This window comes from Orientia tsutsugamushi str. Boryong (genome assembly GCF_000063545.1).
Classification (GTDB): Bacteria; Pseudomonadota; Alphaproteobacteria; order Rickettsiales; family Rickettsiaceae; genus Orientia; species Orientia tsutsugamushi_C.
Window position 1 is genome coordinate 1,771,255 of the sequence record NC_009488.1, and the last position, 15,997, is coordinate 1,787,251.

At 29.3% G+C, this 15,997-nt stretch carries 11 protein-coding genes; 5 read left to right on the forward strand and 6 right to left on the reverse strand.

Going from position 1 to position 15,997, the window contains the following annotated elements; all coding sequences use genetic code 11:
• Positions 1 to 110 precede the first annotated feature (110 nt).
• Positions 111 to 719 (forward strand): peptidoglycan-associated lipoprotein Pal, encoded by a 609-nt coding sequence (gene pal / locus OTBS_RS08365; RefSeq protein WP_011945071.1) that lies wholly within the window; start codon positions 111 to 113, stop codon positions 717 to 719.
• Positions 720 to 973: 254 nt separating this feature from the next.
• Here the strand turns inward: pal and OTBS_RS08370 are convergent, their stop codons facing one another.
• Positions 974 to 3,766, reverse strand: coding sequence for a glycoside hydrolase TIM-barrel-like domain-containing protein (locus OTBS_RS08370; protein ID WP_011945072.1), 2,793 nt, complete (start codon positions 3,764 to 3,766; stop codon positions 974 to 976).
• Between the two features lie 198 nt (positions 3,767 to 3,964).
• Between OTBS_RS08370 and OTBS_RS08375 the strand changes: the two genes are divergently transcribed.
• From OTBS_RS08375 to OTBS_RS15220, 3 genes are all read left to right on the forward strand, one after another.
• The gene (locus tag OTBS_RS08375; protein WP_011945073.1) at positions 3,965 to 4,981 is read left to right on the forward strand and encodes an NAD(P)/FAD-dependent oxidoreductase; all 1,017 of its coding nucleotides are present in this window, start codon (positions 3,965 to 3,967) and stop codon (positions 4,979 to 4,981) included.
• Positions 4,978 to 5,883 carry a bifunctional 5,10-methylenetetrahydrofolate dehydrogenase/5,10-methenyltetrahydrofolate cyclohydrolase gene (locus OTBS_RS08380; protein WP_011945074.1) on the forward strand — a complete coding sequence of 302 codons (906 nt, stop codon included), beginning with the start codon at positions 4,978 to 4,980 and terminating at the stop codon, positions 5,881 to 5,883. Before OTBS_RS08375 ends, OTBS_RS08380 begins: the two co-directional genes overlap by 4 nt.
• A gap of 838 nt (positions 5,884 to 6,721) precedes the next feature.
• Positions 6,722 to 6,865 (forward strand): hypothetical protein, encoded by a 144-nt coding sequence (locus OTBS_RS15220; RefSeq protein WP_173361681.1) that lies wholly within the window; start codon positions 6,722 to 6,724, stop codon positions 6,863 to 6,865.
• A 337-nt stretch (positions 6,866 to 7,202) separates the two neighbouring features.
• Here the strand turns inward: OTBS_RS15220 and topA are convergent, their stop codons facing one another.
• The 3 genes from topA to rimM all read right to left on the reverse strand — a co-directional run bounded on the left by topA (position 7,203) and on the right by rimM (position 11,340).
• Positions 7,203 to 9,569 carry a type I DNA topoisomerase gene (gene topA, locus OTBS_RS08390; RefSeq protein WP_011945076.1) on the reverse strand — a complete coding sequence of 789 codons (2,367 nt, stop codon included), beginning with the start codon at positions 9,567 to 9,569 and terminating at the stop codon, positions 7,203 to 7,205.
• Positions 9,570 to 9,661: 92 nt separating this feature from the next.
• A complete protein-coding gene (gene mdh, locus OTBS_RS08395; protein ID WP_011945077.1) occupies positions 9,662 to 10,618 on the reverse strand; it encodes a malate dehydrogenase in 957 nt (318 codons plus the stop codon).
• 227 nt (positions 10,619 to 10,845) lie between these two features.
• Complete coding sequence (gene rimM, locus OTBS_RS08400) at positions 10,846 to 11,340, reverse strand: ribosome maturation factor RimM (protein WP_011945078.1); 495 nt, start codon at positions 11,338 to 11,340, stop codon at positions 10,846 to 10,848.
• Positions 11,341 to 11,508: 168 nt separating this feature from the next.
• On the opposite strand from rimM, the gene OTBS_RS08405 reads away from it, so the two are divergent.
• The gene (locus OTBS_RS08405; protein WP_011945079.1) at positions 11,509 to 14,040 is read left to right on the forward strand and encodes an AsmA family protein; all 2,532 of its coding nucleotides are present in this window, start codon (positions 11,509 to 11,511) and stop codon (positions 14,038 to 14,040) included.
• A gap of 299 nt (positions 14,041 to 14,339) precedes the next feature.
• Here the strand turns inward: OTBS_RS08405 and fmt are convergent, their stop codons facing one another.
• A complete protein-coding gene (fmt, locus tag OTBS_RS08410; RefSeq protein WP_011945080.1) occupies positions 14,340 to 15,263 on the reverse strand; it encodes a methionyl-tRNA formyltransferase in 924 nt (307 codons plus the stop codon).
• On the reverse strand, positions 15,260 to 15,805 hold the full coding sequence (def, locus tag OTBS_RS08415) for a peptide deformylase (protein WP_011945081.1): 546 nt from the start codon (positions 15,803 to 15,805) through the stop codon (positions 15,260 to 15,262). Before def ends, fmt begins: the two co-directional genes overlap by 4 nt.
• Between the last annotated feature and the right edge of the window lie 192 nt (positions 15,806 to 15,997).

A 15,997-nucleotide genomic window follows, 5' to 3' on the forward strand; every position in this document is an offset into this window, starting at 1 on the left:
TTAACCACATATAATAAAATTTTATTAATTTTGAGTTAATAGTAACTAAGTGTAAGATAGTTGTAGTACTACAATTACTACATTTTAAATATTTTGATGGATAAGCAAGTATGATTAAAAAGTCAATTATTAGCATATGTGTATTAGTGCTACTTTCTGGTTATAAGTGGAAATGTTTATGGCCAAGGTATAAACAGCGTAACTTTATTTCTCAAGTACTAGGAACTAAAGATTTCAAAGAAGATAACGATGATATAGCGGAAATTGTCTCAAGTATTAATGCTGAAAGTAGCGATCAAGTAACAAGTAATAATGCACAACAAGAAGGATATGTTGATGTAAAGCATGAACAGTTTTTACAAGCTATACATAGAAAACATAAAGTATATTTTGCAACTGAAAAATTTGATCTCTCTGAAGAGAGCAAGAGAGTTTTAAGAGCTCAAAGCGATTGGTTAAAAAATAATCCAGATGTCAAAATAATTATTGAAGGGCATTGTGATGAGCGTGGAACTAGAGAATATAATCTTGCTCTTGGAAAAAAGAGGGCTGATTCTGTTAAGCAATTCTTAGTGACATTAGGTGTAAGCAGAGACAAAATAGAAACTACTTCTTACGGAAAAGACAAGCCTGAAGTTGAAGTTACTAAAGATAATAAAGACGAAGCATATAGACTCAATCGTAGATCCGTCACAATTATTAAAAGTAATATAGCATAGAAGTAACTAAGAATAATCTTCTCACAGAAGAAGATTATTCTTCTTGAAGAGATATTCTTATATGTGTCATACATATTAAATATCTTGAAATAGGTGATATAATAAGATGTTAAGATTATAAGTTTTAAAAAAATTACAGCTTTCTCGTATTATCTATATTTTATTAACTCCAGAAGTTATAGTATTTACTATAACTTCTATTTTTTAGTATTTAATTGCTTGAATGCAGCATATGCAAAGCCTATGGTATGTTTTTAAAATAATTCTTTTGATGTTTTTGTAGCAGTACTGACTATATTAGTGGTTACTGCTGCAATTATTATTATTAATTGAGAATATTTAATATTCATGATTCTAATAATAAATTTCATATCTTCAATGATTAGAGTGATGATATCAGAGACTTCAAGATATGCATAGCTAATAGGTAGTATAAAGCTAAATACTATATTTTCAGCATTCGCATTTTTAAGTATAGTTTGGCAGATATTTTGTACATTCTGTAGAGAAGTTACTATTGGTAAGTTTAGATTATATTGTTGACTATAATTTTCTTGTTCTAAAGTGTAATTGAAGCTTGCAAGGCAATAATTATTATTAGCGTCGATAAATTTAAGGTTGATATTATTTAAGATTTGATTTTTAGCTATAATTGTATGATTTACTGAAGCTTGATTTGATTCTATAATACATTGTCTAGCTGATAGCTGTAAATTAGTTTTGTGATTACGTTTCATAAAACTAATTTTATTTATTGCGCTAGTTTTTATATCAAAAAAATAACAACACCGCAGCATATTTATCACATCAATCGTTTTATGATTTTTTGTAATAAGTAATCCAGCTACTTCATCATCAATTGAAGTAACATCAACTTTACTAGAGTCAATCCCGCTCTTAATACATAACTCTAGTATCATTGCTGCTAGGTTTATACTGGTAAGTTTTCCATTAATCCAATGACCAGTTGGCCATAGTTCTCTATCTTTCCAATATGGATTTGTTGGCCAAGTTGGATAAGGTCTAGCATCCCAAGCCCATAAAAATATGTTTTCTACCATATTAGAATATTGTTGCCAATATTCTAAACTAGCTTTAATTGCTTTACTTTGAATTAAGAAGTCTACTGCTCCAGTAGAGTATTTAGGGTATTGCTGATCTTTTGAATCTGGAGCAAAAAAAATGTTAGGTTGATTTGTTGCTTTATCTACGGAAGGAACTCCAAATTCCGTGAACCAGATTGGTTTCATTTTAGGAATCCACATCGTTTGTTTTCCATCAGAATTAGTGTGGTATTTACTCCACCAATGTTTTATGTTTTTCCATGCTAAATCCATGTTATTAAATTGTTTAAGCTGATTATTGTCAAAGTAATAATCGTATCCTTCTCCTGATTCCCATCCATGTTTAATTTTTTCAATAGTAATGTTAGAGTCTTGAATATGAGTTAGAGGGAAATAGGCATCAATGCCAACAAAATCTATTGTATCACATGCCCACAAAGGGTCTAGATGATAATAATAACCATCATTGGTATCAATATGGTGATATTCGCTCCAATCTGCTGCATAACTTACTAATACTTGCTTGCCTAATATTGATTTAACTGCTTTGGCTAGCTCAATTAGTTCTGATACAGCTGGAAATTTTTCTACTGCGTTGTTGCTAAATCTATTATACGTAGAGGTTAGTTTTTTTAATTCAGAACCAATGATAAAAGCATCTACTTTTCCTGTAACTAGCTTGGCATAATGTAAAATAAAATAGTTATATGATCCTTTTTTAGGATTAATTGCTGTATATTCTTTACCACCTCGAAAGAAAGTAGCAATGATATTATCTAAATTCAAAGCAGAGGCACTATATTGTGGAACATGAATATTACCTCGCCATGGTTTACCATTGGTGTCCATCATAATAATAGGGTAGAGCATTATCTTTAGCTTTTTATTTTTAAGTAATGCTAAATATCGTAGTAAGCTTTGGTCATCAATTGAACCACCATATTTTAAGTTTCCTGTAAGATCTCTGCTTACTAGTTGAGCATTGTCACGTATATAATCTGCAACTTGCCAGTTTGGGCCATAATTATGATATTCTACTTTTGGTATAATTTTGCATTTGTTAGCATCTAAATTTGTTCCGAACCAGCAAACTACCGGTGCTGTCCATTTAATGTTATTACAAGTATTTAGTAATTGATTAAGGCTAACGACACTGTTTGCTAAGTTAAAGTTATTGTGATAATTAACTGCTACCGAAGGAGATTTGCTATTAGAATTATACTTGTATTGTATTTGAGGATCCAAGGTAAACTCTCCACTACCAGGTATTATTACAATTGATTGAATCATATCTGCAGTATTATAGCTATTTGCATTTTGTAACGTAGTATGACAATCTAAGGTAATATCAGGATTTCTTGTAACTTCAAACGAAAAGATTGGTATTTTATTGTTGAAATCATTAAGGTTAATATTCTTAAATACTATATATGCTAATCCTCGAAAAGCAGGAGTACAATTACTATTGTTTTGTGCAGCTGTAATTAATGGATCAGGTTCTTGAGTTTCTGTGCCATAATACAGAGTGTATTCATAGTCTAAATCGTTAATTACTTGGTTGTTATGCCAAATTTTGCCAATTTTAGTAATTGGTCCTTCACATAATGCAAAACCTATCGAAACATAATTTATGTTATGCTCATAATTGTGAGTTGAACTTTGCTTAGTAATACTAGTAGCTTCTTTTTTGATGTTAAAATTTCCTATCCAGATAATGGTGCCGTGAAGTTTTACAGTACCAAAAATTAATGGAATATAGTCTCCGTATGCTTCTGGCGCTGTTTTTAGTGAATGGATTTGTTTGCCAGTGTGATAATATTCAAAAACCTTTTTGTTGTGTTCTTCATGATTTTGATGTACTTTTTCCGATTCCAAGTAATTGCCAATGGTTCTTCCAGTAAAACGCCCAATAGTTGATAACATACCTCCACCTAAAGATTTACCAATATATCCTCCAAGATTACCTAATGATTTTATTAACATTTATTTCTTTTCTATTTAATTGAACATTATTACATATTGAGGATATACTAAAAACATGCTAGGCTAATGGTCGAATAAATTTGTATTAATAGGCAATAAAACTCTATAATGTAAAAATACTAAGAGAATTATTATTACAAAGTTTATTGTTTTACCTTAAAATATTTTTTAAACATATAATTTAAAATCAAATACAGAATGTTATCTAAGAATGTACACACTGCTGATGTAGTTATTGTAGGTGCTGGTCCAGTTGGTTTATTTGCTGTTTTTCAAGCTGGGATGTTAGAAATGAAATGCCATGTTGTTGATGCATTAGATTGTATTGGAGGGCAGTGTGTTACTCTTTATCCAGATAAGCCAATTTATGATATTCCAGCTTATCCTGTTATTACAGCTGCTAAATTAATAGAACAATTAAAACAACAGGTAGCTCCATTTGATACTGTTTATCATTTAGGTCAGCAAGTTATAGGATGTAAAATTGATAATGATATTATTACCATTACTACGTCGGCTGAACAAGTTATTTGCTCTAAGTCGTTGATTATTGCTGCTGGTTGTGGAGCATTTAAATATAAGAGATTAATACTTGATAATATTGAAGCATTTGAGAATAAAACTGTATTTTACTCTGTAAAGGACAAGAATAAATTTATTAATAAGAAGGTAGTTATAGCTGGAGGAGGGGATTCTGCAATTGATTGGACATTGCTTTTATCTGATGTCGCTGAAGTAATATATTTAGTTCATCGTAGAGAGAATTTCAGATGTGCTCCACATAGCCTTAATCAAATAAAGCAATTAGCTGAATATGGTAAAGTTCAAATGATTGTACCATATCAATTAGCTAAACTAACTGGAGAAAATGGATTACTTCAGGAAGTTTTAGTTACTAATTTTAATGGAGGTACACAAACATTACCAGCTGACTATTTATTAGCTTTTTTTGGATTAGCAGCTGACTTAGGGCCAATTCATAAGTGGGGATTAAAAACTGATTTACGAAGAATTGAGGTAAACTCAATAACATATGAAACTACTATACCAGGTATTTATGCTATTGGGGACGTAGCATCATATCCTGGTAAATTAAAGCTGATATTGACTGGCTTTGCTGAAGCTGCAACTGCAATGAGTCATTGTTATCAAAGAGTTTTTGGAAAAAAAATGCATTTTCAATACTCTACTGTAAAGGGAGTATTACGTTCATGACAGTAATTATGGATGGTAAAAAGCTTGCTGAGTTGAGGTTGATAGAAACAAAAAATGACTTACTAGCTCTTAAAGATAAATATCAAATAACAGTTAAGTTGGTAATAATTTTAGTTGGTAACAATGATGCAAGCTTGATTTATGTTAATAATAAGGTAGCTAAAGCTAAGGCTATTGGTATGGATTCAGAAATAATTAGGTTATTCGAATTCATAGAGGAAAAAAAGTTATTTTCTGTTATTGATGACTTAAATTGTGATAGTACAGTACATGGTATTATTGTTCAATTGCCTCTTCCGCCTCATATCGACGCTTTAAAATTATTTGCAAGAATTGATTCTAGAAAAGATGTTGATGGGCTTAACCCGATAAATATAGGGTATCTTAATATTGGAGCTAACCAAGGATTAATTCCTTGTACAGCTTTAGGATGCATAGATTTATTACAGTATTATGTCACAGGTTTAAAGGGGAAACATGTAGTTGTAATAGGAAAATCCAATATTGTTGGTAAACCTCTATCAGCATTGCTGTTACGTAATTCTTGTACTGTTACTATATGTCATTCTGCTACTGTTGATCTAGCCTTGCATACTAGAACAGCTGATATTGTAATTTCAGCTGTTGGAAAAGCGAATTTTTTAACAGATAAGCATTTTTCAGGTAATTTAGCTTTTATTGATGTTGGAATAAGTCATATTTATGATTTGCAAACTCATAAACGAAAATTAGTTGGAGATGGAGATTTTTTAAAAATCAAAGATTTAGTAAAATTTATTACTCCAGTTCCAGGCGGAGTAGGGCCAATGACAGTAGCATATCTATTAAAAAATACATTAACTGCTGCTAAACTTATTTATGCGAGCATTATAGATAATGACAATGAAAAACGCTTGTGTTAGAATAGATATTATTTTACTATAACATGCTACATTAGTAATTATCTTTACTAAATGTAAGGTCGAATTAATATGATCAAAATCTATTAGATTTAATAAACAACTAATGCAGTACAGCCATAATTGCAGTATAGCAAGTTTATTATTAATTACGTATTTGTTATTAGCAATATAGTAGCTGATAGTCATAAAAATTAATGAAATGCTTATTGCTGAGTTATAATAAACAATAGAATTTATGCATTTCACTAATAAGCCGATTATATTAACAGTAATAAATAATATAATCGATGATAGCAGTCCATGATATATTATCTTTTGAGAAGATGGAGTGATTTGTTGCCAATATCTGTTCGGAAAAATTTGAAAATCTTTTTCTGTGTTTGTATTGGGAGTTAAGTTTATATTTTCTAAGCTAAAATTTGTCTTATTGAAATTATGGTAGTAGTTACTTTTATAAAATTTAATAGTTAATAATTGATGCAATGCTGTTAGTGCAAAAAAAATTGGGGCTATACTAACAAAATATTGAGTGTAGTTAATATAGAATTGCCGAAAGTATGGTGATTCCATATCATGTATTAAGTGTCCTAATAATCCAGAAATTGCTACTACTGTATTTAATAGTATTAAAACTGTGTATATAAAAAATATTTTGCCATTGAACTTAATATGTAATAGTGATTGTGTTAAATATACCCATGCTACCATTAATGTTTGGGTAAAAAAAACATTCATAATATTACTACCACTCCAAAATATAGCTTCGTAAAAAAATGGTAAATCAATTGGATATTTGATAATTATTGTTTGTAAGCTGTAATAAGAACAAGTAAAGCTAATGAAAACAATAAAAATAATTAATGTTAAAGTTACACTTGTTAAGTTATATATGTTAATTGTAACAAGATGCAAAAGAATTATTGCTACTCCAAAACAAGATAGCCCTAATATAAAAATTAGGTTATTTATTATGGGAATATAGTTATTTAAGATTACCTGGGTACTATATATCTGTGGAAATATAATGCAAATAATTCCTATGAGTGCTAAGTATTGTAATATCTTAATTAGGTGATAACGTTTTGGTACAGAATTGCTAATATTGATTGCTAGTATACAACTAGTAAGTAAGGATAACATTGTTGGTAAGTGATGATATTCAACAGATGCATAGTTGAATATATCTTTATTAATAAACAGAGGAGATAAAAACGGTATTTCTACACAAAATAATATTGTAGAATATATGATTTTAGCTATGATAATGACAATGCCTAATTGCTTTATATATGCTGAGTTATTGACTAATTTTATTCTCATTAAGATTTTGATTTAGCAACTTTATCAGAGTTAGTAGGTGCATCTTTTTTTGCTTTGCGTAATTGAGATGAAGGGCTTGTAATTATTTTTATGCAGTCATTAATTGATAAATTAAGATAATCATAATTTTTGGGTATTGAAATAAACTTTCCATCGTGTTTCAAGTATGGACCATATCTGCCAACAGCTACAGTGATTTCTTTGTTAGTATTGGGATTTAATCCAATTACTTTAGGTAATGCAAGCAATTTTACTGCTGTTTCTAATGTTATATCCTGTGGACTACTGCTAATTACAGATATTGGCACTCTTTTTGGCTTATCATTTTTATTAGTACTATCTTCTCCTGCTTGAATATACCAACCAAAAGGCCCTTCTTTAAGGTATATTGTTTTTTGCATATCATCTGAGTAACCAATTGCTTTATTATTTTTACCTTTAGGTAGATTATCATTATTTTCAAAAGCAGCTGCAATATTGCGAGTAAAATTACAGCTAGGGTAATTATTGCAGGCTAAAAATGCTCCATATTTGCTTAGTTTTAATGATAACTTACCTACTTTGCAGAGGGTACACAATTTATGATCAGTTTCACCATTTTGGACTGGAAATAGAAAGTTAGATAATAAGGTTTCTATCTGAGGTATTATATCTGTAATTTTATATTGCTCTATTTCTTGTACGTTATTATTAAATCCAGTCCAAAAATTTTTGAGTATTTCTTGCCATCCAATCATTCCTTTAGCAATGCTATCAAGTTGGTCCTCAAGCTTAGCTGTAAAGTCATATTCAACATACTTTTTAAAAAATGCAGTTAAGAATGCTGTAACTAACCTTCCTTTATTTTGTGGTATGAAACGTTTTTGGTCTAGAATAACATAATCTCTTTCTTGTAATACAGATATAATTGTGGCGTATGTTGATGGTCTACCAATGCCAAGATCTTCGAGGGTTTTGACTAGTGTAGCCTCAGAATAACGAGGAGGAGGTTCAGTAAAATGTTGTTTTGGCAAAATATTTTTTACTTGCATCACTTCATTTTGGCTTAGATTAGGTAGTAGTTTTTTATTTTCTTCTTCGTCATTAATTTCTTTGTAAACTTTATAGAAACCATCAAAAGCTATGGTTGAACCAGTAGCTTTAGCTACATGTAGTTGATTAAAACTAGCAAAATTAATTGATTCTAAGTTTAGAATTACATTTTCCATTTGGCAAGCTACTGTACGTTGCCAAATTAATTCATATAATTTTAGATAATCTTTTTCAATTTTGTTTAATAGCAACTCTGGTGTTAAGTTAATGTTAATAGGTCTAATAGCTTCATGAGCTTCTTGCGCATTTTTAACTTTTGATTTAAATGCTCTAATTTGTCTAGGTAAATAATTATTACCAAAGCTTGAACTAATAAAGTTTCTAGTTTCATCAATGAAATCTTTAGACAGCATTACACTATCAGTTCTCATATATGTAATCAGAGCAGTAGATTCATTATTTAGATCAATTCCTTCATAAAGCTTTTGAGCAATAGTCATAGTTTTTTTAGCTGTAAATCCTAATTTACCAGCGGCTTCTTGTTGTAAGGAAGAAGTAATAAATGGTGGAGGAGGGGATTTTTTTCTTTGTTTTCTGGTAATGTCAATAACTTTGAATTGTTGATTTTCAATATTCTTAACGATGTCTTGAGCTTGGGATTGATTAGTGATGGAGAACTTTTCTAATTTATTGCCATCAAATTCTATTAGTTTTGCTGTTACTATTTCATCTTTGTTGCTAATCATATCAATGTGAATATTCCAATATTCTTGAGATATAAATTTTGATATTTCTTCTTCGCGTTCACAAATTAGCCTGAGTCCTACAGATTGTACTCGTCCAGCTGACTTACAGCCTGGTAATTTACGCCATAGCAAAGGAGAAAGGCTAAATCCTACTAGATAGTCTAATGATCGTCTAGCTTGTTGAGCATTTACTAAGTTTAAATTAATATCGCGTGGCTGTTGTAGTGCATCACCTATAGCTTTTTTAGTAATTTCATTAAATATTATTCTTTTAAAATTAGCAAAAATCTTTTTTTCTTTTAGTACTTCTACGATATGCCAAGAAATTGATTCTCCTTCTCGATCAGGGTCAGTTGCTAAATAAATACATTCTGATTTTTTAGCAAGATCACAAATGGTTTTAATATGTCGAGTGGATTTTGGATTAATTTCGTATTTAATTAAAAAATCTTGCTCTGGCAGTACTGATCCTGCTTTTGCAAGTAGATCTCTTACGTGCCCATAAGATGCTACTACTTGAAAGTCTGAACCTAAATATTTATTTATGGTTTTAGCCTTTGCTGGAGATTCTACAATTAATAATTTCATTTTTAATTCAAAGATTTGTATTTATGAACTTTAAAGTATAAAAGTGTTTAAAGGTTATATTTATTTTAATAATTTTTCTACAGCACAATTGATTATAATTCTTGAACAGTAGTAATTAATTCTCTAACTGCATTAACTGATTGTGTAAAAGCATGCTGTTCTATCTCAGTTAATTCAAGTTTGATAATTTTTTCAACTCCATTTTTCCCTATTACTACTGGCATGCCAATATATAAACCTTCTGATTTTATACTATAATAATTTTCAACATAAACTGAACATGCTAAAATTTGTTTCTGATCCTTTAAATAGCTTTCAACCATTGTCATTGTAGCTGCTGCTGGAGCATAATATGCTGAACTTTTTTGTAGGAGACTAACTATTTCTTTTCCTCCATCTCTAGTTCTTTGTACTATTTGATCAATTCTTTCTTTGGTGCTCCATCCCATTTTTACTAGTTCCATGATTGGTATACCTGCTATTGTTGAGTATTTTACTAACGGTATCATAGTATCACCATGGCCACCTAATACCATAGCATTAACGTTATTAATTGATACGCCAAACTCTTGGCTTAAGAAGTACTTAAATCTAATTGAGTCAAGTACTCCAGCCATTCCTATTACCTTTTGATGATCAAAGCCTAAGTTTTTCTGCATAACCCAGACCATAGCATCTAGTGGGTTGGTAACGACAATAACAAAAGCATTTGAAGAGTAGTATTTAATTTGAGTTGCTATATCTATCATTATTTGAGCATTAGTATTAACTAGATCATTTCTGGACATTCCAGGTTTTCTAGCTATACCAGCAGTTACTATAATAACATTTGAATCTTGAATTTCTTGATAATTATTAGTGCCAGTTATATTAATACAAGATTTACCAATACCCATACTTTGTGATATATCTAAAGCTTTACCTTGAGCAACTGCTTTGGTTTTATCTACTATTACTATATCACCTAACTCCTTAACAGCGATTAAATGAGCTAATGTTGCTCCAACATTGCCTGCTCCTATTATGGAAATTTTTGCTTTATAGCTCATATTAACCTCTTAGTTATTTAATTTAGCAGCTATTATAGTATTGCATTTAATGCGATGTCAAAATATTTTAGTAATGTTAATACTGCTTAAGACGCATTTTAACTTTTTAACTTTTTAACTTTTTCTAATTTACAATAAACAATCGAAGTAGCCAAATATGATTTTATTGTGAATAATTTTAGTTTGAAATTTTACTGAGCGTAGTATAGTTTAGATCTAAACATATTCTATATGAATTCAGGTGGTACTATAACAACAAAGTCTTCTGTTATTTGAGGAAATATTTCATTAGTAAATGGATACATAATCTTTTTTCCGTCATTATATACTACTTCAATAATATCGCCTGCATTATAATTACAGATATTATTAATTTTACCAATTATTTCTCCTTCTAGGTTCTTGACTTTTATTCCATTAAGATTTGCAACATAATATTCTGAGTCTGGTAATTGTGGTAGTTCATGCTTATAAATATATAGTTTTGTACGTGTTAACTGCTCAGCTGCTGTACGGGTTACAATTTGATCAATATTACATATAATTTTTTTAGATAGTATTTTGGCTGAGTGAATTTTTATAATATTTTTACGATAATCTTTTAATTCATAGTTTAAAATATTACTAGCAGGATCAGTAAAAGATTTAATGGCTACCTGTCCTCTAATTCCATAAGGAGATGATATGATTCCAATAGGAATCAATTTACTTTCACTTGACATATGAAAATGTATTAATATGTGTAATTTTATAGTATACTCACAATAAAATTATGAATATTATGAAAACCTATGATTTTCTTAATAAGAACTGAAAAAATATGCTATAAAAACTTAATTATTAAGCATATTACAAGAATTATACAGAAATAATTATTTAAAGTAAATTGTATGAGGAAAAAAATTTATTTTTTTACCATTGCCTTACTGCTATTTATAGGCTCAATACTATCAATATATTTATTTAACTATAATAGACTTTCGAAACAGGTACAACAATTTGTGCTATCAAATAAAAAATTGTCGTTTAATACTAATCTAGAGTTTAAAAATTTTCCAGTACCTCAAGTTTGTGTTGATAATTTATCTGTAGATAATAAGCATTTTCTTATAAAGAAAGTAAAGATATATTTTTCACCATTATCATTACTTATTTTTCAGCCTGTAATTTCGCATTTAGTAATTGAAGATGCTAATATTATGATTGATAGGCCAAGATTTGATTATATGATAAACCTAATTGATAGTATTTATGAATTTTTGCCTGGAAGCTATGATATACAAATGAAAAATGTTAACTGTATTAATAGTAATGGCAATATAATACGTACAGTTAATGAGTTATCAGCTAATTTAATGAATGGCCATTATCAGATTCAAGGTGTTTTTGATGGTATTCATAAAGTAAAAGGTGTACTTCCTTGTGAAAATCAACAAGAAATTAATCTAGATTTTTCTTCTGTAAATTATGCTTTTACATTTAAAGGGGTGTTAAATAAGCATCAATTACCAGTAGGTAATTGTAAATTGTTAGTTAAAGATCTATCCAGTTTTATTAATAGTTATTATTACGATATTGATTCTATATTAACTAAATTTAATACTAATGAGCATGTTGAAATAATTTTTGATACAGAGATTACAGACCAGATGATGTCAATTAAAAATCTAAAAATTAATTCAGATTCCATAGAAGCCGTAGGAACTCTCACTTTTTTTAATGATACACATACTGCTGATGTAATCAGTATAGCATTTAATAAGTTAATAATGAATCAATTATTTTCTGGTAACGGTAGTAGTAATATTGCTAGCTTTCAAAGCAAAAAAACAATGAGTATTCCTACTACTGATAGTAATATCGCAATTACTGCTAAGGAAGTTATTATATGTGATGAGAAGCTTACAAATATATCTTTTATTAGTGAAGTTAGAGACCAAATTATGAATATTAGTAATTTTTCTGGTGTAATTAATTCTGGTGGTAACTTTCAAATGGTTGGAACAGTAAAACAAAATCAATATAGGTCATTATTTGAAGGGCAAGTAAAATTAGAACATAGAAATATTAATGACTTGCTATCGCTATTGAATTTAAAAAATATAGCAGTAAATGAAGTACAACCTATGCTATTTGAAAGCAACGTTAGATCTACGATTATCGATCATCAGTTATACGATATAAATATGCAGATAGGAAAGGCTAGAGTTCAAGGTAGTATGTATAATAAGTCAATAGGTAACAATTTATCAAGGATTTATACTCGATTAACATTATTTGATTTTAACTTTGATAAATCAAATTACCCTCTAATTTCTTCACTATTAGAGTATTATCAAAGCTTGGGTACTGGCATTGAGGAACATAATTATTTGATGAAATTTGTTCCTTTAAATACTATTAATTATAATGCATGTTTTTTTTTAAATTTTAAGTCAGTTACTTTTAAAGGGCGGAAAACCCCTAACAAGCTTGCTGTACTAGTGTATTTATCTCCTGGGCAAATAAATATTGATAATTTCTATTATGGAGATGAAAAAAATCATCTTATAGGCAAAGCTAGTTTATATACTAAGGATATAAAGCCTAGAATTGATATTGCAATTGATAAAGGAGAGTTGTATCTCAATACTGATAACAGTCAGCTATTTGATAATATGAAAAAGATAATTAACAAGCTAAAATACAATAAGGTTGTTGTTAATTTAAATACTAATTTACAAAAATTTTCATATAATGATAAACTGATACAGGATTTCATATCAAAATTTTCGGTTCAAGACTCAATTATTCAGGTAAAGGATATTAATTGCCGTATTGATAATGGAGAGTTTCAAGCTAAAGGTAGTATATTAATGTCTCCGTTAGCCATGACATTAGTATATGCTTATAACTCGTTTTATATACCTACTTTTTCTTTTATTTTACAAGATAAAGAATCTTTCTTGCCAAAAGGGTTTGCCAGTATGCAAGGCACAATTACTACTAATGGAGAAAATTTAGCTGATATAATGAATAATTTCAATGTTACAGCTAAGTTTGTTGCCAAAGATGTTGAAATAACTGATATCTCACTTGATTATCTAATTGATAGGGTTACACAAAATAATTATGTGTATGATAACTTAAAGAAAGATATTAATATAGCTGCAAATCATGGTAAGACGATCTTTCAAACAGTAGAGGGGGATTTTCAGCTCCATAAGAATGCTTTACAGTTTAGTAACTATAAACTTAATACAAAACAGTTAAACGGGGAAGGGACAGGGCTAGTTAGGTTAGATCAGAGTAAATTAGAATTTAATTCTTACTTAAATATTAATAGTACTAAGAATAGAAATAATGTATCAAATCAAAAATTATATTTGAAGGTTAATGGTAGTTATGATAAACCTATTAAAACCATTCAATTTTATCACTAACTTAAGAATTATATATGCTTAAGTAAATAAATAGCTAATGAAATTCTAATAAGACAGTTTGTGGTAATATAGAAGAGATGCTTACAATCTAAGAGAATCTTACGTGAGACTTTAGTAGCATACGCTAAAGCTTCTTTAAGTTCAATTTACATTAGAATATGTGTTGCACTTTAACCTTGGAAGGTCTTAGTTGCTTATTAGTAATAGAGCTATAGCTATTGATACAAAAAGTTTAACTAATTTTAATGCATCGCGCGTTTGCTGTATCAACAAACACTGCATATCTAAACATCGTTAATTTATTGTAAAACAGTATCTGGTAAGATATGGTAACCACATAAAAATTGATCAGAGCTCAGTTCTTTTCTTCCAGGAAGCTGTAATGATAATAGTTCTAAGAAATGTTCTTGACATGCTACCAATAATTTATCATTATTAGCTATTTTCACGGTTCCTGGTTGTAAATTATGGCTATTATTTACAATTTTGGCTTTTAAAACTTTAATGTTGCAATTATTATGAGTAAAAAAAGTACCTGGCCATGGGTTCATACCTCTAATTTTACAATCTATGGTATAAGCACTTTCATACCAATTAATTTTGCTTTCTGATTTAGAAAGTTTATGTGCATAAGAAGCTCTATCTTGCGATTGCGGAATACGTGGTAATGTATGAATATAGTTTATTGCTTTTACTACCAACTTAGCTCCAACTTTAGCGCATTGATCATGCAGTTCACTGAAACAAATATTTTTAGCTAAATGGAATTTTTGACACAGTATTATATCTCCAGTATCTACTCCTTGATCCATCTGAATAATACAAACAGCAGTTTCTTTTTCGCCATTAATAATAGTGCGTTGTATTGGTGCTGCACCGCGATATTTTGGCAGCATTGACGGATGAATATTAATACATCCATATTTTTTCATTTTTAGAATTGCTTTAGGAATAATCAATCCATAAGCTGCAACTACAATTACATCCGCATCAAAAGTTGCTATCAAGTTTTGTACATCATTGGTTTTTAAACTATCTGGTGTATAAACAGGAATAGATAAAGCGCTAGCTAGCTTATGTATGGGAGATCTTTGAATATTTAAATAGCGATCACGCTTTTTAGGCTTGCTGGTAAAGACAGCTATTACATTATGCTTCGATAAAACAAGCTCCTTTAATGCTGGTATAGCGAATTCTGGACTTCCCATAAAAATTATTTTCATTTATCATAAGCCGCATCTTTAATTTTGGATAGTGTGTTTAAGGTAGCCTCTTTTTTTAGATTAGATAAATAGTCAACTAATAAAATACCATCTAAATGATCTACCTCATGCTGAATAGCCCTAGCTAACCATCCTGCAGCATTAAGTGTTTTCAACTTGTTATAATAATCAAGATAAGTTACTTGAATTTCATGATAACGAGATACTTCAATAGCCTGTTTTGGTAATGATAAACATCCTTCTTTTGCTGTTACTGTTTGATTAGATATGGCTTTAACAATAGGATTAACCATAAACAATGGATACTTATATTCGCTGTTGGTTATATTGTCTTCTTCAATATCAACTTTACTTAGATCAAGAACTATAATTCTTTTTGAGACTGCTACTTGTGGTGCAGCTAACCCTACTCCATGATTGTGATACATAGTTTCTAACATATCATCTATAAGCTGTCTAATGCTGTCATTAACAGTATCAACTGGAGATGATACTTTCTTTAAAATAGGATCAGGAGCAGTTACCAGAGATAATATTGACATAATTAAATACAAAAAACTATTTTTTCATTGATTATAAAATAAAAAGTAATAAAAACAATATTTTTCAGGTTGATCAATAATTTATATAAATTGTAACTCATATGTAATAACATGATCTATAGGAAAAATTGGTCTTCTAAGGCAGATAGTATAAGTATGAAGATTTATATATGTTTGGCATAAAAATTTTTT